The sequence below is a fragment of the Planococcus shenhongbingii genome (genome assembly GCF_030413635.1).
Lineage (GTDB): Bacteria > Bacillota > Bacilli > Bacillales_A > Planococcaceae > Planococcus > Planococcus shenhongbingii.
The window spans coordinates 2,799,493-2,826,175 of the sequence record NZ_CP129235.1 but is presented as its reverse complement, the minus strand read 5'-3'; the positions used below and the strand labels follow the sequence as shown (position 1 = coordinate 2,826,175).

Here is a 26,683-nt window from a genome sequence, read left to right as displayed (position 1 = left end):
TAAGAAACGTTAGTTGCCAGTGATAGGATGGTGTGAAAAAAGTGATGATGACCGCGTTACTAGATATAGGCAGATTTTTTATTAACCCGCTTTTATACATAGCACTGTTAGCCGCAGTTTTATTAGGGTATTTTCGGGTGAAACGCGAACGGAAAATGTTCCGTACGCGAATTGTGTGGGGCTGGACAGAATTTTCCGGTTTCCTGAAAGACGGATGGAAGTATGCTTTAATTTTTTCAGTGATTTTTGCCGGAGTCGGCTTAGTCATTCCTTTAGAATGGCTGGTTGCTTTGAGTATTGTCAGCATAATCATGGTGATTTCAGGATTTTATCAAGCAGGTTCGTTTATTTATCTAACGGCGGCTGCGGTGGCTCTCGGTTGGCTGTTTGATTTCAATGAATGGTCGGCCAACTTAGGGTTCATCAATTATGATGGCTATTATATTGCCTGGGAATGGTTGTTGCCGGTAGCACTTCTGGCAGGCGGGTTCGTAATTGCAGAAGGCCTGATGATCAGTAAAAATGGAGCTCCTTCAGCTTCACCAAGACTGCAGAAGTCACCAAGGGGACTAAAGGCCGCAGCCTACGATTCTAAGCGATTATGGCTTATTCCGGTTTTGCTTGCAGTGCCAGGTTCTCTTATCGAGGAAGTGGCACCTTATTGGCCGCAGATTCCAATTGGGCAAAGCTCTTTCTCATTTATACTATTTCCTTTTGTTTTTGGATTTCAAAACCGTGCACGAAAAACATTGCCGGTTTATCTGTATCCCGCAATCGGCAAAATGACATGGAAACTGGGTGTTGGAATAGCGGTTCTGGCATTAGCATCATTGCTATGGGAGCCATTGGCCATTATAGCCCTTATTTTAGGAGTTATAGGCCGGCTGGTCATTACCCTGTATTTTGAGATGAAAGAGCGGCAAGGAAACCATGCTGTAACACCACATTCTCAAGGATTGATGATTGTCGATGTACTGCCTGATTCGCCCGCGCATAAAATGGGCCTTTTACGCGGCGAAGTGATCCGCAAAGTGAATGGGTTGTCTGTTTCGAACGAAACGGAATTATATGAAGCGATTCAAGTAAATGCAGCGCATTGCCGGTTGGAAGTCCTCGATCACAGCCATGAAGTGAGACTTCGCCAGCATATAATTTTCCGGCATGATCATCACCGATTAGGATTGATTGTTGTCAACTGAGGAGTTTATCGCAAATGGAATCGATGTTCACGAAGTTTATATTGTCGCTGCTGCTGCCAGGATTATTTGTTGTCTTATTCACGAGAGTCACGTTTAATCATATCGTAGCGTTGATCTTAACGGTTGCATTGATTGCAGCGGCAGTTTATGCAGGATACACCAATACTTGGTTTTTATATGCCGTGAATGCCGCTTCTTTAACTTTAGGGTTTTGGTATGCTACCAACATGTATAACCGCTCGAAAAAAGCCGGAACTCATGAAGATGAGTGACGGCTTTTTCTATTTTATAGGATGTATATCACATGAAGATTAAGCTGTAAACTGCTAGAACAGCGATAGAACCCAGAACTACAACCATTACGTTTGCTCCCATGAACGCCAGACCAAAAGCTGCAGCAGCCCCTAACACGCCAAACCATATGTTTTCCTGAATGAAAAAGATAGCAGGGAAAATTAGCGCGCCGAGAACCGCATAAGGAATGTTTTTGAGAACATTTTGAACGGAAGCAGGAAGTTCCCGCCCTTCTAAAAATGTCAACGGAATAGCGCGTGGAATATAAGTGACTGCCGCCATTCCAAGAATCATCCACCAAAACCAAGTACCCATTATGCTTTCCTCGCTCTCGGAGAAATATATTCAATAAATATAGCGGAAACAAGTGTCGACACTAAGATTGCCCAGCCGGTTGACAGCCAGCCGGTAAAATAGAACAGCGAATTAATGATGCCGGCAATAGCTGCCAAGCTTACCACTTTCCTGTTGCCGCGCATGGATGGAACAAGCAAGCCGACAAACATGGCATACAAAGCGATTCCCATTGAGGCCTGGAGAAACTGAGGCAGGTTAGCACCGATCAGATGCCCAATCGCTGTAAATACTACCCAGCTGCCATATGAAATAATAATGACTCCTGCAGCAAAAGAAGTCTTGAGCCTGCCACCTGATTGTGTAGCCAACACTGAAAACGATTCATCCGTTATGCCAAAAGCGTAAAGGGCTTTTTTCCAAATGGCATCCGGCTGCATCTTTTCATTCAGCGCAGCCGTCATTAAGAAGTGGCGGATATTAACGACGAAGGTATTCACTACAATAACAACGGGGGAAACACCAGCAGCAATCAGCGACAAAGAGATGTATTGAGCAGCTCCTGCAAAAACGAAGACACTCATTGCCGTCGCTTCGATTAGTGAAAGGCCGGTAGTTTTGGCAAGCAGTCCGAATGTCAGAGCAATTGGAAAATAACCGATCGCTATACTGACTCCGGCTTTTAAACCTGCTGAAAACCCGTGTTCATCCATTTGACCCGCTCCTTATGTATAAGTATTACTCATTTTCCAAATGAGGAGAAAGAGTGTAAAGTAATTAATATAGCATATCAAATACCATTTGATTTTTGAAGGCTGTTTTATAAAGCCGTAACAGATTCTAATGTTCTTCATGAAAGTATAAAAGTGCAATAGATAATTTTCAGCTACGAATGTTTCGCAATGCTGCTTTGCTTGATGTGGGAGCGCCCATTCTGTGTGACGAAGTGTGCAGAAACAGTACGGTTTTCTCTGCTGTTTTAATCCATATCTAAGTGGTTAATAATCAAAGATGTATATAGATGATTATTTCCCTTATAGAAAGCTTATCCAGCGCCGGCGCGTCCAGGGGCTGGGCTCATCGGGAGTCCTGCCCAAAGCGGTCGAAGCGGCATATAAAGATAGTAATAATTAATAAAGAAACAATAATTTAAAATCTACGAAACTTAAAGGATGAAATGCATGTCAGATTTTTTCTCGATGGAAAATATAATTGAATTAACTCAATCTTATCGGGCATTTGGTCCCCTTATCGGTTTTTTGCTGCCATTTATAGAAGCGTTCATGCCATTTTTGCCTTTGTTCGTGTTCGTTTTTGCCAATGCAACAGCTTATGGCTTATGGATTGGCTTTCTTTTATCGTGGGGGGGAACAGTTCTAGGAGCTTATGCTGTTTTTCTAGTAGTACGGAAATATGGCCGTGCCCGTTTTATGAACTTCATGACGAAACACCAAAAGATTGAAAAGCTGATTCATTGGGTAGAACGCAATGGCTTTGGCCCGCTCTTTTTGCTGCTCTGTTTTCCTTTTACTCCATCGGCTCTCGTCAACGTGGTTGCGGGATTATCGAATATCAGCAGACATTATTATTTACTGACAGTGATGGCGGGCAAGTTCGTCATGGTCTTTATGATTTCTTTTGTCGGTTATGATATTAAAGCTTTGTTTACACAGCCTATCCGTACAGCTATTGTTGTTGTGGTCATAGTACTGCTCTACATAATAGGGAAGATTTTAGAAAAAAGGCTCAATAAGCGGGTAGAAGCAGACTTTCGCAGAGCCAGCGAAGAAGGCAAAAAAGAAATTTGATAAACTGCCTGTAAAGTGGCAACTATAGCTTAATTCTTATATAATAAGAACAAACGTTCTATTTGAGAGGGAGTGAAGTCGTGTCGTTGCGAATTGTATATGGACGAGCCGGATCAGGGAAAACCCGGTTTATCCAAGAAGAGATTGCAGAAGAGTTAAAACGCAGCAGAGTTGGAAATCCGATATTTTTGGTTGTACCGGACCAGATGTCGTTTTCAACAGAATATCGGCTTTCTTCTGCCTATGGCATGAGCGGGATGATCCGTGCTCAGGCAGCCACTTTTAAGAGGCTGGCGTGGCGTGTCCTGCAGGAAGTTGGCGGAATCAGCCGGAAAGAAGTAGACACTTTTGGGTATCGCATGCTGATCCGCAGTTTATTGGAAGAGCATAGAGAAGAATTTCAATTGTTTCGGAGAGCGGCCGGTAAAAGAGGGTTCACCGATCAGATTGAACAGCTAGTAAAAGAATTTGCCAGGTATTGTGTCGATTGCGGAGAATTGACAACAATCCGGGCCTCTTTGGCTTCTGCTGGAGCCCCGCGCACTTTATTGGATAAAGCGGCGGATCTGGAGCTCATCTTGATGGAACTTGAAAGCCGGCTTGGAAAAGTCTTTGTGGACTCTGAAGGCCATTTGGCTTTGCTGTCCGAAAAAATCAAGTTTTCAGAGACGATCAAGTCTGCAGATATTTACATTGACGGCTTTTTTACGTTTACTGCACGTGAATACGAAATCATCTTCGAGTTGATGAAGTATGCTAAAAACGTCACAATAGCCCTTCCTTTGGACAGTGGCACAGATGCGCATGATGAGCAGGCAATTTTCTATCAGACCGCAAATACAGCCCAGCGCTTAACAGAGCAGGCCAGAAAAGAAGGCGTCGAAGTCGACCTGCCGGTGCATATGGACATGCAGCAGCGTTTCAACAAGGCCGAACTCGCGCATCTTGAAGAACACTTTGATGATTATCCGTTGGCAACTTCAGTATCAAGCGGCGCCATCTCTTTAGTCGAAGCTTCCAACCGTAGAGCGGAAGTGCATGCGATGGCGCGGTCCATCCGGCAGCAGACACGTGAAGGCATGCGTTATAAAGATATTGCTATTTTATATCGACAGCCTGAAGTGTACGATGAACTCATCAATACAATCTTTCCGCAATACGATATTCCGTATTTCATCAGCCGCAAAAAATCGATGCTGCACCATCCGCTTATTGAATTCAGCCGGTCGGTGCTGGAAGCCGTATTGTCCAATTATTCCTATGAGCCGGTCTTCCGTGCTGTTAAAACAGATTTATTTTTCCCGGAAGGCAGTGTATCGAAATGGCGGGAACGCAGTGACCTTCTCGAAAATTTCATCATTGCCAATGGAATCTACGGCGAACGCTGGTTTGACGAAAAACGCTGGTTTTTTAAAAAATACCGGGGCTTGGAGTTCCATACTGGCATCCAGACGGATGAAGAATTGGCTGCACAGATGGAACTTCATGCTGTACGCGATTTGATCCGAGGACCGCTGTCAGAATTGAAGGACAAACTGGATAAGTGTTCAACGGGCAGAGAAATTGCGGAAACCCTTTATTTGTTCATTGAACAAATGAATGTCTACGGGAAACTGCAATCCTTAAAAGAGCGGGAAGAATCAGAGCATCGCTTGCTGGCTGCTACAGAGCATGAACAAGCTTGGAAACAGTGGATTGAAGTGCTGGACCAATTTGTGCTTATGTTCGGGGATAAGGAAGTGGAACTCAGCACGGCAGTTAAAATTTTAGATGAAGGGTTTGAAACATTGGAGTTTTCACGCATTCCGCCTTCTCTTGATCAAATAACCGTGTCTAAAATCGATTTAGCGCGGCTTATGGATATCAAGTCGGTATTTGTCATTGGAGTGAATGATGGCGTTCTGCCTAAGCGCGTGGAGCAGGAAGGGCTGCTGACCGATACGGAACGGGAATGGTTTGCAACGATTGGCATCGAACTGGCTCCGACTTCAAAAATGCGTCTGATGGATGAAACTTATACAGCGTACCGTACATTCACTGCATCCTCGGATTTTTTGACTGTTTCTTACCCGATTGCAGACGAAGAAGGAAAAGCGTTGATGCCGTCGTTATACATCCAGAAGATTAAAGATATGTTCAATCTGGAACTGACACCAGCAGTGATTGATCCTGAAGAATTGGAAAACGCTTCTCCGCTGCCTTATATATCACATCCTCGTGCCAGCCTGGCTTATTTAACGTCTCAGCTGCGTGCAGGAGAGCTTGCGCCGGAATGGCGGGCAGTACTGTCATATTATCGCGAAGATCCATTTTGGGCGTCTGTGGTCGAACGGATAGTCGAACCGATCAAACCGAATGTGGCCGATCAATTGCGTGAAGAGATTGCAGAGCCGCTATATGGTTTGCCGGTCTCTTCAAGTGTTTCCCGGGTAGAAACTTATTTCAGCTGTCCATTTGCGCAATATGTTTCTTATGGGCTGCGGCTTGAAGAAAGAGATCAATATAAATTGGCAGCTCCGGCAATGGGGGATTTGTTCCATGCAGCTATTAAATGGATTTCAGACGAAGTGAGCCGGCTCGGTGTTTCTTGGTCTTCTTTAAGCCAAAAGCAATGCCAGGAATTGGCTAAAGGCGCCATTGAACAGCTGTCGCCTTATTTTGTTAATCACATCCTCATCAGTTCACACCGCTACCGATATATCCAGCATAAATTGGAAGGCATCATTCGCCAAACCGCCTTTATGCTCAGCAGGCACGCCAAAGTGACCGGCTTTGCACCTGTGGCGTTGGATGTTGGATTTGGAGGAGCAGAAGCGATTCCGCCGCTTGATATTGCATTAAAGCGCGGACGCAAAATGAATGTGCGCGGGCGCATCGACCGAATCGATTCAACAGAAATCAACGGCAAGCCGTATATCCGGATTGTCGATTATAAGTCTTCAAAACAAGGCCTGGACCTCGGCGATGTCTATCATGGTCTGTCTTTGCAGACCTTCACCTATTTGGACGTTGCATTAACTCATTCGGAGCGTTGGCTCGGCACTCAGGCAGAACCGGCTGGCGTCCTGTATTTCCATATGCATAATCCTATGCTGAAGCTGTCCAAACTGATGACTGCGGACGAAATTGAAGAAGAAGTTGCTAAATCATTTAAAATGAACGGGTTGATTGTAGAAGACCCGGATGTGATTTATGCGATGGACAGTGAAATTGAAGGCTTTTCAAATGTAATTCCAGTCCGAATGAACAAAAAAGGCGAGATTTCTAAATCCCAGTCCAAAACGGTACAAAGAGAAGACATGGAAATGATTCGCCATTTTGTCCGCAATAAACACCAAAAAGCGGGCAATGGCATTTTAGATGGCGATACCCAAATCACTCCTTATAAAGTGAAAGAAGACACACCATGCCAATTCTGTTCTTACCGCTCCATCTGCCAATTCGATCCGTCAGATCCCGATCAAAGTTACCGCAAACTGCCGGATTTGAGCAGTGAAAAAGCAATAGAACTTATTCGAAAGGAGACTGCAAGCGATGATTCCGATAAAACCGACTGATGCTACTTGGACAGAGGAACAGTGGCAAGCTATTTGGGCTAAGGGCCAGGATATGCTTGTTTCCGCAGCCGCTGGATCAGGGAAGACAGCTGTATTGATCAACCGGATGATTGAAAAAGTGGTGGCTGAACAAGACCCGATATCAGTGGATGAGCTGCTTGTCGTCACTTTCACCAACGCTTCTGCGGCTGAAATGCGCTTGCGGATGTTAAATGCTTTAGAAAAAGCTGTAGCTGAAAATCCCGAATCCCAGCATTTGCGCAAGCAATTGCGGCTGATCAATAAAGCGCAGATTTCTACGCTGCATTCATTTTGCCTGCAAGTGGTTAAACAATATGCCTATTTACTGGAGATCGATCCGGGCTTCCGGATTGCCAATGAAACAGAGGCTGCTTTGCTGCGGGACGATGTACTTGAAGCCGTTTTGGAATCAGCATATGAAGGCGACAAAGCGGATGCTGTTTATCGGCTCGCTGACAGCTTTACGTCAGACCGAAACGACCAGGCCATGGAAGTGCTGTTGAATAAATTGTATGATTATTCGCGGGTTCACCCGGATCCTGCGGATTGGCTTGAACAAGTGCCAAACCTTTACGCAGTGCCAGAAGGAGCTTCGGTAGATGATTTGCCGTTTATAAGCGATTTGAAAATGACGATACGTCATGCTTTCGAAGAAGCCTTGCATCTGGCATCTGAAGGGAATGATTTGGCAAACCAGCCGGACGGCCCCTATTTGCTGAGTGAGACTTTCCAAATGGATATGGATTTGATCCGTACTGCGATTTACTCGTTAGAAGATTCATGGGACAGCCTGTATTCCTTTACGAAAAATTTCAGCTGGGCGAAAGCGGCCACGATTCGAAAAGATAGCTGCGATCCTCAGCTTGCTGAAGAAGCAAAAGCGAGACGCAGCGACGTTAAGAAAATCGTCAACAACGTCTTTGAAGCATACTTTACGCGCACGCCGAAACGCTTGCTTGATGAAATGCGTGAAATGGCTCCATTGATGAAAACATTGGTGGAATTGACGAAAGTCTTCGCCAATCAATACAAAGCGCTGAAAATTGAAAGAGCGATTGTCGATTTTTCGGATTTGGAGCATTATGCACTTCAGATTTTGAGCGAGGAAGGCCAGCCTTCAGCAATTGCAAAAGACTATCAGAACCAGTTTAAAGAAGTGCTGGTGGATGAATATCAAGACACCAATATGCTTCAGGAGACGATACTTTCATTAGTGAAATCTGGAGGGGAAAAAGACGGAAATTTATTTATGGTGGGCGATGTGAAACAATCGATTTACCGTTTCCGGCTTGCTGAACCGATGCTGTTTCTCGGCAAATATGGCCGGTTTACGAAAGACTCGCAAGAAACAGGACTGCGGATTGACTTGAATGCCAATTTCAGAAGCCGGAAAGAGATTTTGGATGGGACCAACTATATTTTTGCCCAGATCATGGGTGAGCGTGTTGGAGAAATCAACTACGATGAAGCAGCCGCTTTAAAAACAAAAGCGCCGTATCCTGAACAGGAAATCCCTATTGAACTGGCATTGATCCATGAGCCGGAAAATGAAGAAGAACCGGAAGAGGATTTGGCTAAATCCCAGTGGGAGGCCCGTTATATTGCTGAGAAAATCCGTGAATTGGTAGAAAAAGAGACACTTGTCTACGATCCATGGAAAAAAGAGCAGCGCAAATTGGAGTATAGCGACATTGTCGTATTGATGCGTTCAATGACTTGGTCGGGAGATTTTGTTGATGAGTTCAAGAAAGCGGGCATTCCATTGTATGCTGAATTGACAGGCGGTTATTTCGATGCCCTTGAAGTCATGATCATGCTAAATACCCTGCGTGTCATCGATAACCCCTATCAGGATATTCCGATAGTGTCTGTACTGCGGGCCCCATTTATCGGCCTTAAAGAAAATGAATTAGCTGAAATCCGTTTAGCAGCTCCGCAAGCCTCTTTTTATGAAGCGGTTAAAACCTTTATATTAGGGGGATCCGGCATCGATCCGGCAGCTGCAGAAAAACTGCGCCGTTTTATGCTGCATTTGGAGGACTGGCGCAATTTGGCTCGCCGCGGCTCGCTTGCCGACTTGATTTGGCAGGTTTATTTAGATACGAATTATTATGAAATGGCTGGAGCGATGTCGAACGGCAAGCAGCGTCAAGCAAACTTGCGTGCGCTGCATGACCGGGCATTGGAATATGAAAAAACATCGTTTCGCGGTTTGTTCCGATTCATCCGGTTTATCGACCGAATGCGGGACAGAGGAGATGATTTGGGTACTGCCAAATCACTGAGTGAAAAAGAGAATGTGGTTCGGCTAATGACAGTCCACAAGTCAAAAGGGCTCGAATTTCCAGTGGTCTTTTTTGCAGGAACCGGCCGATCATTCAATGAAATGGATTTTCATAAGCCGTATTTATTTGACCAGGTTTATGGATTGGCTGTAAAAGCGGTGAATCCTGACACGCGTTTGGAATATACGTCATTGCCATTTTTAGCGGTGAAAGAAATGAAACAGCTTCAAATGAAGGCAGAAGAAATGCGTGTATTGTATGTAGCGATGACGCGGGCAAAAGAACGCCTTTATCTGACAGCATCGGTGAAAGACATCGACCGAACGATCGAAAAATGGAAAGTGAACTCGCCGGCTGTTTTACTGCCGGATTATATCCGGTCGCGGGCAAAAGGCTACCTGGACTGGATCGGTCCAGCAATTTCGCGCCATCCGGATGCTGCAGAGATTCTACAAGGCAACAGCAGTTCTTTGCCGCACGATTCCAAATTTCTCATTCGCATTGTTGAATCCACTTCATTGCTGCCAGCTTCTATTGACGTCGATGAATTGCTCCGGCCGAATGAAGGAGCAGAAGACTTTACAGAAGAAGTAGCTAGCCGTTTTGATTTCCGATATCCTTTCCAGAATGCGGTTGATAAGAGATCGAAGCAATCGGTTTCTGAGATGAAACGTCTGCAGATGCTGCAGCGGCTCGATGAACCTGAATCGTTCATTCAGGCAAATGAGCCATTGCGGCGGACTTTGGTTCACCGGCCGGATTTCATGCAAGAGAAAAGCTTGTCGGCTGCTGATATCGGAACCGCTGTCCATGCCGTTATGCAACACATCCCATTAGACAGAAAATTGGCGGCTCCTGAAATCAAAGAATTTGTAGAAACGCTGGTAGGCATGGAAATCTTATCACCTGAAGAAGGCAAAGCGGTCAATATAACTGACATTGAGCTTTTTTATGGCAGTGATATAGCAGAGCGTTTGTTACATGCGAAAAACATCAAACGGGAAGTTCCTTTTACTTATGCGAAAGAAGATTTCGAAGGAGACCACCAAATCATCCAAGGGATTGTCGACTGCATTTTTGAGGAAGAAGATGGCTGGGTCCTGCTTGACTACAAAACGGATAAAATTGGCCAGATTCCGGATATTGGCCATGAAATGGCTGCTAGGTATGGCGTTCAATTAGCAGTTTATCAAGAAGCGGTGGAAGCTATCTTGCAAATTCCGATCAAAGAACGTCTTTTATACTTGTTTGCTGCAAAGCAGACAGTGAAAATTTAGGAGGATTTTTGTGAAATTACAACCCGTGGCTTTAAATGAACGTATAGAAGCAATTGATTTGATGAGAGGATTTTCGCTTTTGGGGATTCTGCTCATCAATATGCTGGCGTTCCATTCGCCGTTTTCATATATTGATCCTTATACTTGGTTTGACGGCCCGTTTGATACAGAAGTATTTGGATTTATCGATATCTTTATTCAAGGCAGCTTTTATCCGTTATTTTCTATGTTATTCGGGTATGGTTTAGCAATGCAGTACATGAAAGCCCAAGAAAGACAGCAGCCTTTCCTGCCCGTGGCAATAAAGCGTCTGCTGATTCTTCTCGGCTTCGGTATTCTCCATGCATTTCTAATTTGGTACGGTGATATCTTAATCACTTATGCCGTTACCGGATTTTTCCTGCTGGCATTGCTGCGTCTGAGTCCGGCATGGCTTCTGGCACTTGGAGCCGCTATCTATACCCTTCCGCATGCGTTCCTTTTAGGACTGATGTTTATTGCGGTTTCAATCGATCCAAACATCTACACAGGCATTCAAGAAGTGCAAAGTTCACTTGCTGCTTATCCGACTGGAACATTTGCTGATATATTCAGCCAGCGTTTTTCTGATTGGATGCATAGCAATAACCCAAGCGGTTATCTTTATCTGATAGTCACTATTTTGCCATTTCTGATGGTGGGCGCTGCGGCAGCGAAAGTCCGATTGATTGAACGCGCGGGCCTTTTCCACAAGAGTTGGATTAACGCTGCGGCCGGTTTACTTATTATCGGTTTATTATTAAAAGCGGCACCGCTTCTAATCGATAATAATTATGCCTTCAGATACATCCAGGATATTTTCGGAGGACCGCTTGTCGCCATGGGGTATGCTGCACTTATTGTGCTGATTGCAGATAGCCGCCGCATGCGGAAGGTTTTAAGTCCTGTTGCAAAAGTTGGCCGCATGTCGTTGACTACTTATCTTAGCCAATCCATTATTGCCACTTTTATCTTTTATTCGTATGGATTAGGATTGTATGGCCAAGTGGATGTTTTAACTGGAACATGGATTGCGCTGGGGATATTTGCTATACAGCTGATTTTTGCCGAGCTTTGGTTATCAAAATACGGACAAGGACCACTGGAATATTTATCAAGAAGAATGACTTACGGAAGAAATTTAGAAAAAAGCAACAATTCAAAACGCTGAATGTGTATAATAAATGGAATCAAAGAAAAGGAGTGTTTGACGAATGAAGCTGTTATCTTTTCGATTTGAAGGAGAAGAACGTTTTGGTCCAAAAGTAAAAAAAGAGGAAGCTGTATGGGATGTTTTAGCAATTCAGAAAGAACTTGAAGTATTGCCATCTTTCCCCGAACGGCTGATTGAAGGAGTACCACAGGGAATGGAATTTGTAGAACAGATTCGCAAGTTGACAGAAGTTGCGGCAAAATCCGAAAACCCTGAGCAATTCAAACACTCTTTTTCGGATATCGAATGGTTAGCACCTATATCAAGAACTCCAAAAAATATTATCTGCATCGGCAAAAATTATGCGGATCATATAAAAGAAATGGGATCAGAAGCGCCTGAAGATTTAGTTGTTTTTACAAAAACGCCGCAAACCATTGCAGCAGATGAACAAACTGTATCTGTCCACAGTGATGTGACGGATTCCTACGACTACGAAGGCGAATTGGCGGTAGTCATCAGCAAAAAAGGGAAGTCCATTCCCAAACAAATGGCATATGACTATGTTTTTGGCTATACGATTGCCAATGACTTAACTGCGCGTGATCTGCAAAGCAAGCATCAGCAATACTTTTTAGGCAAAAGCCTGGAAGGCTCTTGCCCAATGGGACCTTATCTTGTAACAAAAGATGAAATTCCTCAGGCACAGAATTTGTCGATTGTCACAAAAGTAAACGACGAAGTCCGCCAAAATGGCAACACGGGTGATATGATGCGCCGAGTGGATGATTTAATAGCGGAAGTCTCCAAATTCATTACACTTGAGCCAGGAGATGTAATTTTGACAGGCACTCCTGCTGGAGTCGGCAAAGGCTTTAATCCCCCGAAATTCTTAAAAGCAGGGGATACTGTAAAAGTTTCAATCGAGTCAATCGGCACTCTCGTCACACATTTGTCATAACGGCAAACATGTCTTTTAGCGTTCCAGTTGTGCTAAACTGGAAAAGACTAAATTAAATGAGGTGACGGTTTGGACTTTTTAACTAACTCTACACATTTACACATTGCCACTTGGGTCATCGCAATCGTGCTATTCTTAATAGCCGCTTTCATGAACCCTGCGAGCAAAGGCCGTAAAATTATGCACATGGTATCTCGCTTGTTCTATATTTTAATCTTGATCTCCGGATTGGCTTTGTTTATCGCGTATTCTTCATCAGATGCTATGATGTACGGCTTGAAGTTCCTTTTCGGCTTACTGACAATCGGTATGATGGAAATGGTGCTGGTCCGTTCGAAAAAACAGAAGCCTGTGACGATGTTCTGGGCGTTGTTTGCAGTATTCCTATTTATTACCATGTTCTTAGGTTTCTTATTGCCGATTGGATTAAATCTTTTTTAAAAAAACTGGCGCTCAGGCGCCTTTTTTTTATGCCTTTAAACGACTGGATTTTGATAAACCAGTAAAGCAGTAAATGCCATTTAATTGGTATGCACGCTCAGGCAATTTTTTACGAAGCAAATTGACTAGAGCAATAAAAACGAGGAGATATACAGAAAACGAACAAAAGAATTCACTATTCTGAGGAAATTCACAGATTAGACGAAAGTAGAGCCGGTTGCAGCAGTTTCGAGAATTATACATAGCAGTGATGAGGTGATTTTGTTAAAATTAACCGGGTGGAACGGAATAAATACGCCTCATTGAGGGAGGATTTTAGATTGAAAGCAAAATGGATATTAGGCTTTTTGGCAGGAATGCTGGCGTTAAGCCCGATTCAGCCGGCTGCAGCTGCAGAAGAGCAGGCGATTGAAGACGAGATTATATATGATGTTTTGGTAGACCGTTACTTTAATAAGCAAATTCAAAATGATTATGAAGTAGATGCATTAGATCCGGCGGTTTTTAACGGGGGAGACTTTGCAGGCATAGTCGATCAGCTGCTTCATGTAAAAGAAATGGGTTTTACCCTTTTGTCGATTGGACCGGTTTTTGCATCGGATACATATGATGGAAAACAAGTGCTGGATTATACTCAGCTTGAACGCCATTTTGGTACAGAAGAAGAACTGAAAAACCTGATTAAAGAAGTTCATGAACAGGATCTCAAAGTCATGGTTGATGTTCCGACTCAAAATGTTAGCAAAGATCATATTTGGGCAACTGAAAATCCGAAATGGTTCACTGGAAACGAAGACGGCACGCTGTCGTTGGATACCGCAAACCCAGAAGTTCAAGAAGCATTGATTTTAGCTTTAAGCGAATTTATCAACCAATATGATGTCGACGGCTTGCGTTTGCAAGATGCTGATCGGCTGGATAGCGGTTTTATAGAAGACTTTTCTAAAGCGATGAAAGATATTAGAGATATCTATTTAATAAATGATGTGGAAATGAAGCCGGCACCTGGACTGGATGCAGTTGTATTGCCTGGAGCGGAAGAAGTCCTTCGGAACTCTTATAAGCAGTTTGATCGGGATACTTCGAAAATGCCGGCTGTTTTGAAAGAAAGTGAAGGAAACTTGATTCGGATGGATTCGCTCCGCAGTTCACGTTTTATTGCTGATGTAGTGGAAGAAAGAGGTTTTCCACCGACCCGCATGCGTTTAATGTTAACGCAATTATTGACAATGCCGGGTATTCCGGTAATCCAATATGGCACGGAAACCGTCATGAACGGTGCAACTCTCCCTGAGTCTCATCAAATCCTGGATTTGGCTGTAGATGAAGAAATGATTGATCATATCACGAACTTGAATACACTCCGCAACTCTTCTCCAGCTTTGCGCAGCGGAGAAACTGAAGTGCTTATAGAGGAAGACGGCTGGATCGTTTATAAGCGTTTTAACGATAAAGAAACTTGGATTGTCGCTATAAACAACACCTCCTCTACAAAAAGCATCAATTTACCAGCTGATGTGATAGGCAGTGATAAAGAATTGCAGGGATTATTCGAAAGCGACCGGGTACGCCAGGAAGCAAATGGCGAATACCGGATTTCTATGGACCGGGAAATTGCTGAAACCTTCCATGTTACTGAAGAAACGGGCTTTAATAAAGCTTATATCGCAGCATTAGCCGTAGTGTATCTTGTCTTTATGGTATTCCTTTGGATTGTTTGGAGAAAAGGGAAACAGCGGAAAGCAGACGAAGCAGCTAAAAAGCTTAGATAAGACAAAAGGAAACCACTGCCTCAAAAGAGCAGTGGTTTCCTTTTTATTTAAATGGTAATTTGGAAATTCAATGATAGCAGTTATTTGCTGAATGCTTTGTAACCGGCCATATTGATCGGATCTTTTGGTGAAGAATAAGGTGGAGCATAGCTCAATTCCAAAGCTTGCAGATCATCAATCGTCAATCCTGCATAAATGGCCGTGACAAGGACATCAATCCTTTTATCGACGCCTTTTCCGCCGATGCACTGTGCACCTAGAATTTTTCGGCTGGCCGAATCATAATGGACTTTGAGCGTGATTTTAGCATGGTCCGGGTAATACCCGGCATTTGAATTGCCGCGATGTATGACGGTTTTATAGGAAATGCCTTTATTTTTGATTGTCCGTTCGTTTAAACCGGTCATCGCCACCGTCAGCGAAAATATTTTAACGACAGATGTTCCGAGCAAACCTTTTTTAGGAATGGCATTGCCTGTCAAGTATTGAGCGATCAGGAAGGCTTGCCTATGTGCTGGCCAAGCAAGAGGGATCCGTTTAGGATCACCGGTGACCATATCCGTATTCTCAGATGCATCCCCGAGAGCAAAAATGGAGGGGTCTATCGTCTGCATAAACTCATTTGTCATAATGCCTCCAGTTTCGCCAATAGGAAGCCCGGCTTTTTCAGCTAATTCGGTATTCGGTTTTATTCCGATGCTCATGATGATAAAATCAGCCTGCAAGCGCATGCCATTGGACAGTTCCACTGAAGCGGAATCGGCTTTTGTAATGACGGTCTCTTTAAATAACTGTACCTCATTAGCCTGCAGTTCAGCTTCTATCAATTGAGAAATATCGGAATCCAAAATCGACATGACCTGGCCGGATTTATGTACTAGCTGAACTTTGAGGCCTAAAGCCTTTAAATTTTCGGCCATTTCCAAGCCGATAAAACCGGCGCCTGAAATTACGCAACTGGCGGGATTGTTGGCGTCAATAAACTTGCTGATTTTTTGCATGTCGTCGTAACTCCGCAATACAAAGACCTTCGCAGAGTCCAGCCCCTCAATTTCAGGCACCATGGCAGAACCGCCTGGCGCCAGAATCAATGTATCATAGGATTCGGTGAATTGCTTGCCGGTATTCAAATCTTTAACAAGCAATTGTTTGTTATCACGTTGTATTTCCAGCACTTCATGTTTCAGGAAAACATTGATATTGCGTTCTTTTTTGAATTGCTGAGGATCTGTCATAAGCAGCGAAGAAGGATCTTCGATAACGTTTCCGATTGCATAAGGAGTGCCGCAGGCGGCATAGGACATCGTTGAATCACGGTCAAAGATCGTGATTTCAGCGTTTTTATCGTAGAACCGGATTTGGCCAGCAACCGTTGCGCCTCCTCCAACAGCTCCCACAATTACTATTTTGCTCAAAGAAATCACCTCACGCTTTTATTTGATCCAGAAAAAACACAGCCAAAGTTCCGGGTCCGGTGTGAGCGGCAATTACCGAACCAATCATATAGATCTCGACTTGTTTAGGGTGCAGATTTTCTTCAATTTCCTTTTTTAAGAGGTGTGCATATTCCAAATCATCTCCGTGGCTGATGGAAACTGTCTGTCCACTCCAATCGGTTCCCCGTTCGCGCATCAATTCAACCATGCGCTTGATTACTTTTTTACGCCCCCGTAATTTTTCAATGGGCACTAGTTTGCCTTCTTCCACATGAAGCAGCGGTTTGATATTCAGTAATCCACCGACAAAGGCACTTCCTTTGGAAATACGGCCTCCTTTTGCCATATAATCCAAATCTTCAACCGTAAAAAGGCTTTGCATGTGTTCAGCCATCAAGCGCGTCTTTTCAATTATTTCATTTAAGGGATGTCCGGCGGAACGAAGCCGAGCTGCTTCTTTTACAAGCATACCGTATCCGAGTGATGCGGCTTTCGAATCCAGAATGGTTAACTTCAAGTCAGGATATTCTTCCCGCACTTGATCTGCCACCATGACGGCGGTACTGTATGTACCCGATAATTCGGAAGAAAAAGAGATGTAATAGCCTTCCTCTCCGTCTTTTGCCAATTGCTCAAAAGCTTTGAGCACTTCCTCCGGGGAGACTTGAGATGTTTTTGGATGAGTACCCGAACGAATGGCATCGAACACTTTTTTCGAATCGATGCCACGGATATCATCATAATCTTTGTCTCCGATATGAACCCGGAGAGGGAATAAAACAAGGTTTTCATCCTCGAAAAATTGTTTCGGCAAATCAGATGCACTGTCGGCAAATAGTCTCATGTAAAGCCTCCTTTTTATTTTAGTTTTAAGCGGTCAATCAGCAGCTCAGCAATGCCATCTTCATTATTCGTCAGCGTGATTTCATTCGCAATATTTTTCAAGGAATCGATGGCATTTCCCATTGCCACTCCTGTTCCTGCAAATTCAATCATTTCCAGATCATTGTCTTCATCACCAAAAGCAATAATGTTTTCCCGGGAAATACCAAGGGATTTCGAAACACGATCAAGTCCGACCGCTTTGTTCATGCCGCTTTTAACAATTTCGATTACATGCCAAGGAGCACCCCATCTACGGTGATCGATAACTTCGGCATGTACCGAGTTCAAATGATCGTGAATCAGGCCGACTTTTTCATAAGGTGCATGAATCAGCATGGAAGTTGGATCCACTTTCAAGTAATTTCGCAAATCGCCAGTCGTAATAGCCGGATCTCCAAATTTGAAGATGTCCATTAATTTCTCATCATGGTGATGGACATATACATCGTCCAGCACTTCCGCAACAATATTGTGGAAATTGAAATCATGCATAGATTCCACCACTTCATGGACCACATCCAATGAAATCGGTGTGTGGTAAATGCCCCAATTATTATCTGTTGGATGATGGACGAATGCCCCGTTGAAATTGACGATAGGTGTAGTCAGTCCCAATTCTTTATAATAAGGTTCGCTTGAACGGTAAGGGCGGCCAGTAGCAATCATTACTTGATGCCCTGCCATCAGCGCTTTTCTTAAAGTTTGTTTTGTTTTTTCTGAAATGACTTTCTGATCGGTTAATAGCGTCCCATCTAGATCCAGGACAATTAAATGTTGTTTCATGATATTCCGTCTCCTTTCTCTCTCTAGCTATAGTGTAGCGATAATAGAAGTGTTTCGTCAAAAAACTTAACGAAATATTTCCAGGGCATTCATATAAAAAACAGTAAAGTTTCACATTGTTTGCCGACTTTCTTGAACATTGTTACGATATATATATAAAGGAAGTGAAGTAAATGATAGCAGAACGCGAAGTATGGAATGAAATCCCATTGCTCCATGTATATCCGGAGGGAAGAAAAGATGAAAGTCTGCCAACTGCAGTGTTTTTCCATGGACATATGAGTGCAAAAGAACATAATCTTCATTATGCCTATCAAATGGCCGAAAAAGGGATGCGTGTGCTTCTGCCTGACGCTCTCTTGCATGGCGAACGGGAAGAAGGACTTGATGAAGTCCAAATGAGTTTAAGATTTTGGGAAATTGTCTTGACTTCAATTGAAGAATTGGCATACATACACGAAAAGATTCACGAAAAGCAATTGGCGAAAGGTGAAATCGGTGTTGGCGGGACTTCAATGGGGGGAATCACGACACTTGGCGCTTTGACTGTTTATCCTTGGATTAAGGCGGCGGCGGTTATGATGGGAGCAGCGAATTATGTTCAGTTGGCAAAAGCCCAAATGGCTCAATTTGAATCAAAAGGATTTAAATTGCCAATTACGGATGAAGAGCGGAAACAGATGCTGTCCACGCTGGAGCAATTTGATGCAACGAAAAACAAAGGAATTCTCAACAAGCGCCCAATCTTCTTTTGGCATGGCGAACAAGATACGACAGTGCCATTCAGCCCGACATACAGTTTCTTTAAAGCGCTAAAAGAAGATTACGAAGAAGTGCCGGAGCATCTTCATTTTATGAACGAACGAGAGGCAGGGCACGCCGTAAGCCGGCCGGGAATGCTTGCGGCCACCGAATGGCTCGCTCGGCATATCGCACATTAAGCAGAGGAATTTCATTTCCGCTGAAAGTTTGTTAAGATGGAAAGAGCAGATAAGGGAGGGATTCTTATGGATCAAGATATGAGAGACAGTATTATGGGGGCTTTAGAGCAAGTTATTGACCCTGAATTAGGGGTTGATATTGTAAACTTGGGCCTTGTCTATGATGTTGATATGTCGGAAGAAGGCTTTACAGTTGTAACAATGACTTTAACTTCAATGGGATGCCCAATGGGACCTCAAATTGTGGATATGGTTAAACACGCTTTATACGAATTGCCGGAAGTAAGCGAAGTCGATGTGAAAATCGTTTGGCAGCCAGTATGGGGTAAAGACAAAATGTCCCGTTATGCGAAAATGGCACTCGGAGTACGCTAATGAATAAAACCCAAGGAATTAACAAATTCCTTGGGTTTTTTTTATTGCTTATTGTTTGCCATTTCGGACGGAATTTCATATAATTTAATTGGTCAATAAAGGTCAAACTCTTAAAGGAGTGAAAAAAATGGTTCAATTTGCAAATCAAGAACAAAAATCGCCATTAGAGCAATATGGCCGAAATATGGTGGAGCAAGCCAAGAGCGGAAAAATGGATCCTGTGATCGGCAGGGACCAGGAAATCCGTAATGTTATCCGTATTTTATCACGCAAAACAAAAAACAATCCGGTTTTAATCGGTGAACCTGGTGTCGGTAAAACAGCCATTGTAGAGGGGCTTGCACAGCGGATTGTCCGCAATGACGTGCCAGAAGGTTTGAAGAACCGGACCATTTACGAACTCGATATGAGTGCATTGATTGCGGGTGCCAAGTACCGGGGAGAATTTGAAGAGCGCTTAAAAAGCGTTTTAAAACAAGTTAAAGACAGTGAAGGACAAATTATTCTATTCATAGATGAAATTCATACAATCGTTGGTGCAGGAAGAACTGAAGGAGCCATGGATGCCGGCAATATGCTGAAACCGATGCTGGCACGAGGGGAACTATACTGTATTGGTGCAACTACACTGGATGAATATCGGATGAACATTGAAAAAGACCCGGCGCTTGAGCGCCGTTTCCAGCAGGTAATGGTCCGCGAACCTTCTGTTGAAGATACAGTTTCCATTTTGAGAGGATTAAAAGAGCGTTTTGAATTGCATCACGGAGTCCGCATCCATGACCGGGCTATTGTAGCGGCGGCGGCTATGTCGGACCGTTATATCACTGAACGCTTTTTGCCGGACAAAGCGATCGATTTGATCGACGAGGCATGTGCTATGATCCGGACGGAAATCGATTCAATGCCGCAGGAACTTGATGAAGTAACCCGGCGCTTGATGCAGTTGGAAATCGAAGAACAAGCGTTAATGAAAGAAAAAGACACCGCGAGCCAAACCCGGTTGGAGACGCTGCGCAAAGAAATTGCCGAGCTGAAAGAATCCTCTTCCGGCATGCAGCAGCAATGGAAAGCGGAAAAAGAATCGCTGAAAAAAATTCAGGAAAAACGAGAGAAATTGGATCTATATCGCAGACAGTTGGAAGATGCGGAAAACAAATACGATTTGAATGCCGCTGCAGTGCTGCGCCACGGCAAAATTCCGGAACTCGAAAAAGAACTTGCTGCTCTGGAAACAGAACTGAAAAAAGACGGGGCAGCACGGCTTTTGCGTGAAGAAGTGACAGACGACGAAATTGCCGGAATCGTTGCGAGATGGACAGGAATCCCAGTAACGAAACTGGTTGAAGGCGAGCGTGAGAAATTATTGCGGCTCGGTGACACATTAAGAGAACGCGTAATCGGCCAGGACCGGGCAGTTGAACTGGTGACAGAAGCCGTCTGGCGAGCCCGGGCAGGCATCAAAGATGAGCATAAGCCGATTGGCTCCTTTATCTTTCTGGGACCGACCGGGGTTGGTAAAACGGAACTGGCAAAATCACTGGCCGCTAATCTTTTTGATTCGGAAGACCATTTTATCCGCATTGATATGTCGGAGTATATGGAAAAGCATAGCGTTTCCCGCCTCGTCGGTGCACCTCCAGGCTATATTGGCTACGAAGAAGGCGGCCAGTTGACGGAAGCTGTCAGACGCAATCCTTATTCAGTTGTGCTGCTTGATGAAATTGAAAAAGCACATCCGGATGTCGCGAATATTCTGCTGCAGATCCTGGACGATGGACGAATCACAGACAGCCAAGGCCGGCTCGTGAATTTCTCCAATACCGTCGTCATCATGACTTCGAATATCGGTTCTGCTTATATTGGGGTTGAAAATACCGAACATGATATTGAGGACATTGTAATGGCGGAACTGCGCAAGCACTTTAAACCGGAATTGCTGAACCGGATTGATGACATCGTCATCTTCCATTCACTTAACAATAGCCATTTCTATGGAATTGCTAAGAAAATGCTCGCCGAACTGGCGAACCGTATGAAACAGCAGCAGCTTGTGCTGGAGGTGGATGATTCAGTCATCGACTACATTATTGCAGCGGGAACCGATCCGGTATTCGGCGCACGGCCATTAAAACGGTTTATCCAGCGTGAAATTGAAACAAAAATAGCACGTGAGTTGATTAAAGGTGATATCGCTCCAAATGCTGTTTTGCATTTAGCTATGGATGGTTCAAACTTGATCATAAATAAAAAAGAAGCGTAATCCGGATTTCGGATTACGCTTCTTTTTTATCATTAATGTTTTTCAGGTGTCGGTTCATCCGGAATAATCGATGAAATTACGAAAATCAGGATAGAAACTCCAATAGAAATATAAACGCCCATCATAAAGTCGAAAGGTACGTTTTGGACAGCACTTACAACATAGTTCAATAAAGAAATTAATAAAAATGACCATAAGAATGTTCCAATATATTGCATCAATTTCACCTCAACATAAGATATCTTCTTTTATCATATCATACCGCTTCCTGGACAGAAAGAAAGTTTGGCTTTTTTAAAAATAATTTGTCGGAAGTATGTCAGTGAGTTGAAAAAAATCTACAAAAGGCGTATTATTATTACCAGGTACTAATAATTGATGTTAATTGAAAAGAGGGACCAATAATGAATGCAGGAATTATCGGCATAGGCAGATGTCTGCCTGAAGATAAACTAACGAATTTCGATTTGGAAAAGCGCATGGATACTTCAAATGAATGGATTCGTACCATGACAGGAATCGAAGAGCGCCGGATTGCGAAAGACGATCAGGATACCTCTCATATGGCTCTGGCAGCAGCAAAAAAAGCCATTGAAGATGCTGCAATCGATCCGGCAGAGATTGGCATGATTTTGGTTGCAACCGTGACGCCGGATCAGCCTTTTCCTTCAATGGCCTGTACCATCCAGCAAGAGTTAGGGGCTGTAAATGCTGCAGCAATGGATCTGTCGGCTGCCTGTGCAGGCTTTATGTACGGACTCGTTACTGCAAAACAATTTATTGACTCTGATGTTTATAAATATATATTGGTTATCGGTGTAGAAAAATTATCGAAAATCACCAATTGGGAAGACCGCAATACCGCTGTGCTTTTCGGAGACGGGGCAGGAGCTGCTGTTCTTGGAAAAGTGTCGGAAGGACGTGGCATTCTTTCTTTTGAACTTGGAGCAGATGGCACTGGAGGAAAACATCTGTACCAGGATGAATACCTGGTGATGAATGGCCGCGAAGTGTTCAAATTTGCTGTCCGCCAAATGGGTGAATCAGCAGTCAATGTAATCGAAAAAGCTGGGCTTACCAAAGAAGATGTGGATTTCCTGATTCCGCACCAAGCGAATATCCGCATTATGGAAGCGTCCAGAACCCGTTTAGAGCTTCCAGTTGAAAAAATGTCGAAGACAATCCATAAATATGGCAACACATCTGCAGCCTCTATTCCAATTTCATTAGTGGAAGATGTCGAAGAAGGCAGAATCAAAGAGGATGATGTAATCGTGATGGTTGGCTTTGGCGGCGGATTGACTTGGGGCGCAGTGGCAATGAGATGGGGCAAATAACTGTTTATGCGAAAGGAAGAAGATAGAATGGCAAATCGTCGAGTAGTGATTACAGGAGTTGGGGCTGTAACCCCGTTAGGCAATAATATTGAAACTACATGGGAATCCTTAAAAGCCGGAAAATCCGGAGTAGGCCCATTAACAAGATTGGATGCCGATCAATATCCGGCAAAAGTAGCTGCAGAAGTTAAAGATTTTTCGATCGAAGATTATATAGAGAAAAAAGAAGCACGGAAAATGGACCGTTTTACACATTATGCTTTAGCTTCTTCAATTATGGCGATGAAAGATGCAGGATTGGAACTGGATGAAAAAACCGCTCTTCGAACTGGCGTTTGGATTGGATCAGGAATCGGCGGGATGGAAACAATTGAAAACCAGATGGATATTTTAAATAGCCGCGGAGTTCGCCGCATCAGCCCGTTTTTTGTTCCAATGATTATTCCGGATATGGCATCGGGTCAAGTATCAATTTATTTCGGAGCTAAGGCGATTAATTCTTGTTCCGTGACTGCCTGTGCATCTGGAACGAATTCAATCGGAGATGCCTTTAAAGTAATTCAGCGCGGAGATGCAGATGTAATGATTTCTGGTGGAGCGGAAGCGCCTATTACGCGATTATCAGTTGCTGGATTTACAGCAAATACGGCATTGACTACAAATGAAGACATTTCAACGGCGTCTCGTCCTTTTGACAAAAACCGCGATGGTTTTGTTATCGGAGAAGGAGCGGGCATTGTCATTCTAGAGGAATATGAACATGCTAAAGCTCGTGGCGCCAAGATCTACGCTGAACTGGTAGGTTACGGCTCGACAGGAGATGCACACCATATTACTGCTCCGGCTCCAGGCGGAGAAGGGGCAGCGCGTGCAATGGCCCAAGCGCTTGAAGACGGCGGAGTGGAAGCTACGGAGATTGGCTATATTAATGCCCACGGCACAAGTACGCCATATAATGATCTTTTTGAAACGATGGCTGTTAAAACCGTATTTGGAGAACATGCTTATAACTTAGGGATGAGCTCTACAAAGTCGATGACCGGGCATCTGCTTGGAGCTGCCGGCGGAGTGGAAGCCATTTTCACTGCTTTAGCTTTAAAAGAAGGCATTATGCCTCCAACGATCAACTATGAAACGCCGGACGAAGAATGCGATTTGGATTATGTCGCAAACGAAGCCCGTAAAGCTGACTTTACGTATGCGATGAGCAATTCACTTGGCTTTGGCGGACATAACGCTTCTTTAGTCTTTAAAAAAATAGAAGAATAATTCACAACGAATTTAGACCCCCAGAATAGTTTAATCTGGGGGTTTTTTTATTGGCCAAGAAAATCAATTTTAAAATACGAAGTCAGCTGGTCGTTTAGAAAAGTAAAACTATATAACTGCTATTTTTTGCGGGAAGCATTAATGATTACTAAAATTACAAAAAATCTATTGTATATGTAATGTTTTTGTAATAAACTTTAATTTAATATGAGTTATCAGAATAAAAAGAATTCAGAGGTGTCCATATGGTAATCCACCACTTGTCCAACAAGACAGAACCCCTTCTTCATGTAAAAAATCTTCATACTGGTTTCAAAATAGATGGAAAATTTTACAACGCAGTCGACGGGGTTTCGTTTGAAGTAAAAAGGAAAAGAATTGTGGGAGTTGTAGGCGAATCTGGTTGTGGGAAAAGCGTCATGTCGCTATCTATCATGCAATTGCTGCCACCAGGGGTTGGCGAAATCCGAGAAGGCCAAATTGTATTTGAAGGGGAGGACATTTCAAGATTTTCGGATAAAAAGATGAACAAGCTTCGTGGAAAAGACATTTCCATGATTTTTCAAGAGCCGATGACTTCTTTGAATCCGGTATTCACAATTGGCTACCAGATTGAAGAAGTGATATTGAACCATGAAAAGATTTCGAAAAAAGAAGCGCGCCTGCGGTCAATTTCACTATTGAGAAGCGTCGGCATCCCGCGGGCTGACAAAATCGTCAATGAATACCCTCACCAATTGTCGGGAGGAATGAGACAGCGGGTGATGATTGCCATTGCGATTGCCTGCCAGCCAAAATTGCTGATTGCGGATGAACCCACCACTGCACTGGATGTGACGGTGCAGGCACAAATTTTAGAATTGCTGAAAGGAATCCAGGAAACAAATGACATGTCCATCATTCTAATTACGCATGATCTGGGAGTAGTAGCAGAGATTTGTGATGAAGTCCTGGTTATGTACGCTGGGAAAATTGCAGAACGGGCAACAGTGGATGAGCTCTTTAACAACCCGAAACATCCATACACGCAATTATTAATGAAAGCAATTCCGAAAATGGATGAAGATGTGGAGAAGCTGGCAACAATAGAGGGGCTGGTTCCTTCTATTACAAATATGCCTCAAGTCGGCTGCAGGTTTTCGAACCGCTGCCCAAAAGCTATGCCGGAATGCATGACTGTAACTCCGCAGCTTAGGGAAGTTGTGCCGGGGCATGAAGCCGCTTGCCTTCTTTACAACGAAAGCTGGCCAGAAGAGCAAAAACCCAAAAAAGAAAGGGCTACAGTTTTATGACAACACGAGATTTTATACAAGAAAGAATTGATCGTCTGGAAAACCGCGAGGTCCTGTTGGAAATCCAGAACCTTAAAACCTATTATCCGGTGACTGGCGGCTTTTTTAAGCGAGTCATTGGCAATGTAAAAGCGGTCGATGATGTGTCTTTTACTATTCGAAAAGGGGAAACTTTTGGGCTTGTAGGGGAATCCGGCTGTGGAAAATCAACGACCGGCCGGACAATTTTGCGGCTTCTTAAGCCGACAGACGGCAAAATACTGTTTGAAGGAAAAGATATCACGAAAGTGACAGGGACCAAACTTCAAAAAGCACGCAGGAATTTTCAAATGGTTTTCCAAGATCCCTATGCTTCCCTGAACCCGATGCAAATGGTCGGGGATATAATTGCCGAGCCGATTCTCAATTACGAAAAACGCAATAAAAAAGAGCTGGAACAGGAGATTAAATCTTTATTGACCCGCGTTGGACTTCCAGAAGAAGCATATTACAAATATGCCCATGAATTTTCTGGCGGACAGCGTCAGCGTATCGGAATTGCCCGTGCTCTTGCGCTGAACCCTAAACTGATTGTGGCTGATGAGCCGGTTTCCGCATTGGACGTTTCAGTGCAGTCACAGGTATTGAATCTGCTGAAAGATCTGCAAAAGGAACTTGATTTAACTTATCTGTTTATCGCGCACGACCTTAGCGTGGTCAAGCATATGAGCGATCGAATCGGTGTGATGTATTTGGGCAATCTCGTTGAGCTTGCTTCAAATAGAGATTTGTACAGAGAACCGTTGCACCCGTACACGCAAGCTTTGATTTCCGCGATCCCGGAACCGAATACGGCGATCAAGAAAGAGCGGATTGTATTGCAAGGAGATGTACCGAGTCCGCAAAACCCGCCATCCGGATGCCCGTTCCATACGCGCTGTCCAATGGCAATGGATATCTGCTCGAAAGAAAAGCCACCATTAAAAGAAGTGCGCCCGGGACATCATGTTGCATGTGTTCTGTATGAAGCCGAAAAAATTTAG

At 43.8% G+C, this 26,683-nt stretch carries 22 protein-coding genes; 16 read left to right on the top strand and 6 right to left on the bottom strand.

Annotated elements, in window-relative coordinates:
- Nucleotides 1-137 precede the first annotated feature (137 nt).
- Nucleotides 138-1,199 (top strand): PDZ domain-containing protein, encoded by a 1,062-nt coding sequence (locus QWY16_RS13945; RefSeq protein ID WP_300989828.1) that lies wholly within the window; start codon nt 138-140, stop codon nt 1,197-1,199.
- Between the two features lie 14 nt (nt 1,200-1,213).
- Nucleotides 1,214-1,471, top strand: coding sequence for a CsbA family protein (locus QWY16_RS13940; RefSeq protein WP_300989827.1), 258 nt, complete (start codon nt 1,214-1,216; stop codon nt 1,469-1,471).
- Between the two features lie 28 nt (nt 1,472-1,499).
- Here QWY16_RS13940 and QWY16_RS13935 read toward each other — a convergent pair whose 3' ends face one another.
- Both QWY16_RS13935 and QWY16_RS13930 read right to left on the bottom strand, forming a co-directional pair.
- Nucleotides 1,500-1,808: an AzlD domain-containing protein gene (locus tag QWY16_RS13935; RefSeq protein WP_300989825.1), complete on the bottom strand. Its 309-nt coding sequence runs from the start codon at nt 1,806-1,808 to the stop codon at nt 1,500-1,502.
- A complete protein-coding gene (locus QWY16_RS13930; RefSeq protein ID WP_300989824.1) occupies nt 1,808-2,500 on the bottom strand; it encodes an AzlC family ABC transporter permease in 693 nt (230 codons plus the stop codon). The genes QWY16_RS13935 and QWY16_RS13930 overlap by 1 nt, the downstream gene beginning before the upstream one ends.
- A gap of 468 nt (nt 2,501-2,968) precedes the next feature.
- Between QWY16_RS13930 and QWY16_RS13925 the strand changes: the two genes are divergently transcribed.
- From QWY16_RS13925 to QWY16_RS13895, 7 genes are all read left to right on the top strand, one after another.
- Complete coding sequence (locus QWY16_RS13925) at nt 2,969-3,595, top strand: TVP38/TMEM64 family protein (protein WP_300989823.1); 627 nt, start codon at nt 2,969-2,971, stop codon at nt 3,593-3,595.
- 80 nt (nt 3,596-3,675) lie between these two features.
- Nucleotides 3,676-7,152 (top strand): helicase-exonuclease AddAB subunit AddB, encoded by a 3,477-nt coding sequence (addB, locus tag QWY16_RS13920; protein ID WP_300989822.1) that lies wholly within the window; start codon nt 3,676-3,678, stop codon nt 7,150-7,152.
- Nucleotides 7,130-10,735, top strand: coding sequence for a helicase-exonuclease AddAB subunit AddA (gene addA / locus QWY16_RS13915; protein WP_300989821.1), 3,606 nt, complete (start codon nt 7,130-7,132; stop codon nt 10,733-10,735). The genes addB and addA overlap by 23 nt, the downstream gene beginning before the upstream one ends.
- A gap of 10 nt (nt 10,736-10,745) precedes the next feature.
- Nucleotides 10,746-11,924, top strand: a complete 1,179-nt coding sequence (locus QWY16_RS13910) for a DUF418 domain-containing protein (RefSeq protein ID WP_300989820.1) — start codon at nt 10,746-10,748, stop codon at nt 11,922-11,924.
- Between the two features lie 43 nt (nt 11,925-11,967).
- Complete coding sequence (locus tag QWY16_RS13905; RefSeq protein WP_300989819.1) at nt 11,968-12,867, top strand: fumarylacetoacetate hydrolase family protein; 900 nt, start codon at nt 11,968-11,970, stop codon at nt 12,865-12,867.
- A 69-nt stretch (nt 12,868-12,936) separates the two neighbouring features.
- The gene (locus QWY16_RS13900) at nt 12,937-13,308 is read left to right on the top strand and encodes a YisL family protein (RefSeq protein ID WP_300989818.1); all 372 of its coding nucleotides are present in this window, start codon (nt 12,937-12,939) and stop codon (nt 13,306-13,308) included.
- A gap of 320 nt (nt 13,309-13,628) precedes the next feature.
- Nucleotides 13,629-15,080, top strand: a complete 1,452-nt coding sequence (locus tag QWY16_RS13895; RefSeq protein ID WP_300989817.1) for an alpha-amylase family glycosyl hydrolase — start codon at nt 13,629-13,631, stop codon at nt 15,078-15,080.
- Nucleotides 15,081-15,160: 80 nt separating this feature from the next.
- Here the strand turns inward: QWY16_RS13895 and QWY16_RS13890 are convergent, their stop codons facing one another.
- From QWY16_RS13890 to QWY16_RS13880, 3 genes are read right to left on the bottom strand one after another with little or no spacing between them, the layout of a single operon-like run.
- A complete protein-coding gene (locus QWY16_RS13890) occupies nt 15,161-16,495 on the bottom strand; it encodes a CoA-disulfide reductase (protein ID WP_436837144.1) in 1,335 nt (444 codons plus the stop codon).
- 10 nt (nt 16,496-16,505) lie between these two features.
- A complete protein-coding gene (locus tag QWY16_RS13885) occupies nt 16,506-17,360 on the bottom strand; it encodes a DegV family protein (protein WP_300989815.1) in 855 nt (284 codons plus the stop codon).
- Nucleotides 17,361-17,374: 14 nt separating this feature from the next.
- Complete coding sequence (locus QWY16_RS13880) at nt 17,375-18,184, bottom strand: Cof-type HAD-IIB family hydrolase (RefSeq protein ID WP_300989814.1); 810 nt, start codon at nt 18,182-18,184, stop codon at nt 17,375-17,377.
- A 173-nt stretch (nt 18,185-18,357) separates the two neighbouring features.
- Between QWY16_RS13880 and QWY16_RS13875 the strand changes: the two genes are divergently transcribed.
- The 3 genes from QWY16_RS13875 (at nt 18,358) to QWY16_RS13865 (ending at nt 21,763) form a co-directional block, all read left to right on the top strand.
- A complete protein-coding gene (locus QWY16_RS13875; protein ID WP_300989813.1) occupies nt 18,358-19,125 on the top strand; it encodes a prolyl oligopeptidase family serine peptidase in 768 nt (255 codons plus the stop codon).
- 66 nt (nt 19,126-19,191) lie between these two features.
- The gene (locus QWY16_RS13870; RefSeq protein WP_146495978.1) at nt 19,192-19,500 is read left to right on the top strand and encodes a metal-sulfur cluster assembly factor; all 309 of its coding nucleotides are present in this window, start codon (nt 19,192-19,194) and stop codon (nt 19,498-19,500) included.
- A gap of 127 nt (nt 19,501-19,627) precedes the next feature.
- Nucleotides 19,628-21,763 carry an ATP-dependent Clp protease ATP-binding subunit gene (locus tag QWY16_RS13865; RefSeq protein ID WP_300989812.1) on the top strand — a complete coding sequence of 712 codons (2,136 nt, stop codon included), beginning with the start codon at nt 19,628-19,630 and terminating at the stop codon, nt 21,761-21,763.
- A gap of 32 nt (nt 21,764-21,795) precedes the next feature.
- On the opposite strand, the gene QWY16_RS13860 is transcribed toward QWY16_RS13865, so the two are convergent.
- Nucleotides 21,796-21,981, bottom strand: coding sequence for a YjzD family protein (locus QWY16_RS13860; RefSeq protein ID WP_300989811.1), 186 nt, complete (start codon nt 21,979-21,981; stop codon nt 21,796-21,798).
- A gap of 186 nt (nt 21,982-22,167) precedes the next feature.
- Here QWY16_RS13860 and QWY16_RS13855 point away from each other — a divergent pair, with 186 nt between their 5' ends.
- From QWY16_RS13855 to QWY16_RS13840, 4 genes are all read left to right on the top strand, one after another.
- The gene (locus tag QWY16_RS13855) at nt 22,168-23,100 is read left to right on the top strand and encodes a beta-ketoacyl-ACP synthase III (RefSeq protein WP_300989810.1); all 933 of its coding nucleotides are present in this window, start codon (nt 22,168-22,170) and stop codon (nt 23,098-23,100) included.
- A gap of 27 nt (nt 23,101-23,127) precedes the next feature.
- Nucleotides 23,128-24,369, top strand: a complete 1,242-nt coding sequence (gene fabF / locus QWY16_RS13850; protein ID WP_300989809.1) for a beta-ketoacyl-ACP synthase II — start codon at nt 23,128-23,130, stop codon at nt 24,367-24,369.
- A 245-nt stretch (nt 24,370-24,614) separates the two neighbouring features.
- Nucleotides 24,615-25,661: an ABC transporter ATP-binding protein gene (locus tag QWY16_RS13845; protein WP_300989808.1), complete on the top strand. Its 1,047-nt coding sequence runs from the start codon at nt 24,615-24,617 to the stop codon at nt 25,659-25,661.
- Nucleotides 25,658-26,683, top strand: coding sequence for an ABC transporter ATP-binding protein (locus QWY16_RS13840; protein WP_300989807.1), 1,026 nt, complete (start codon nt 25,658-25,660; stop codon nt 26,681-26,683). The genes QWY16_RS13845 and QWY16_RS13840 overlap by 4 nt, the downstream gene beginning before the upstream one ends.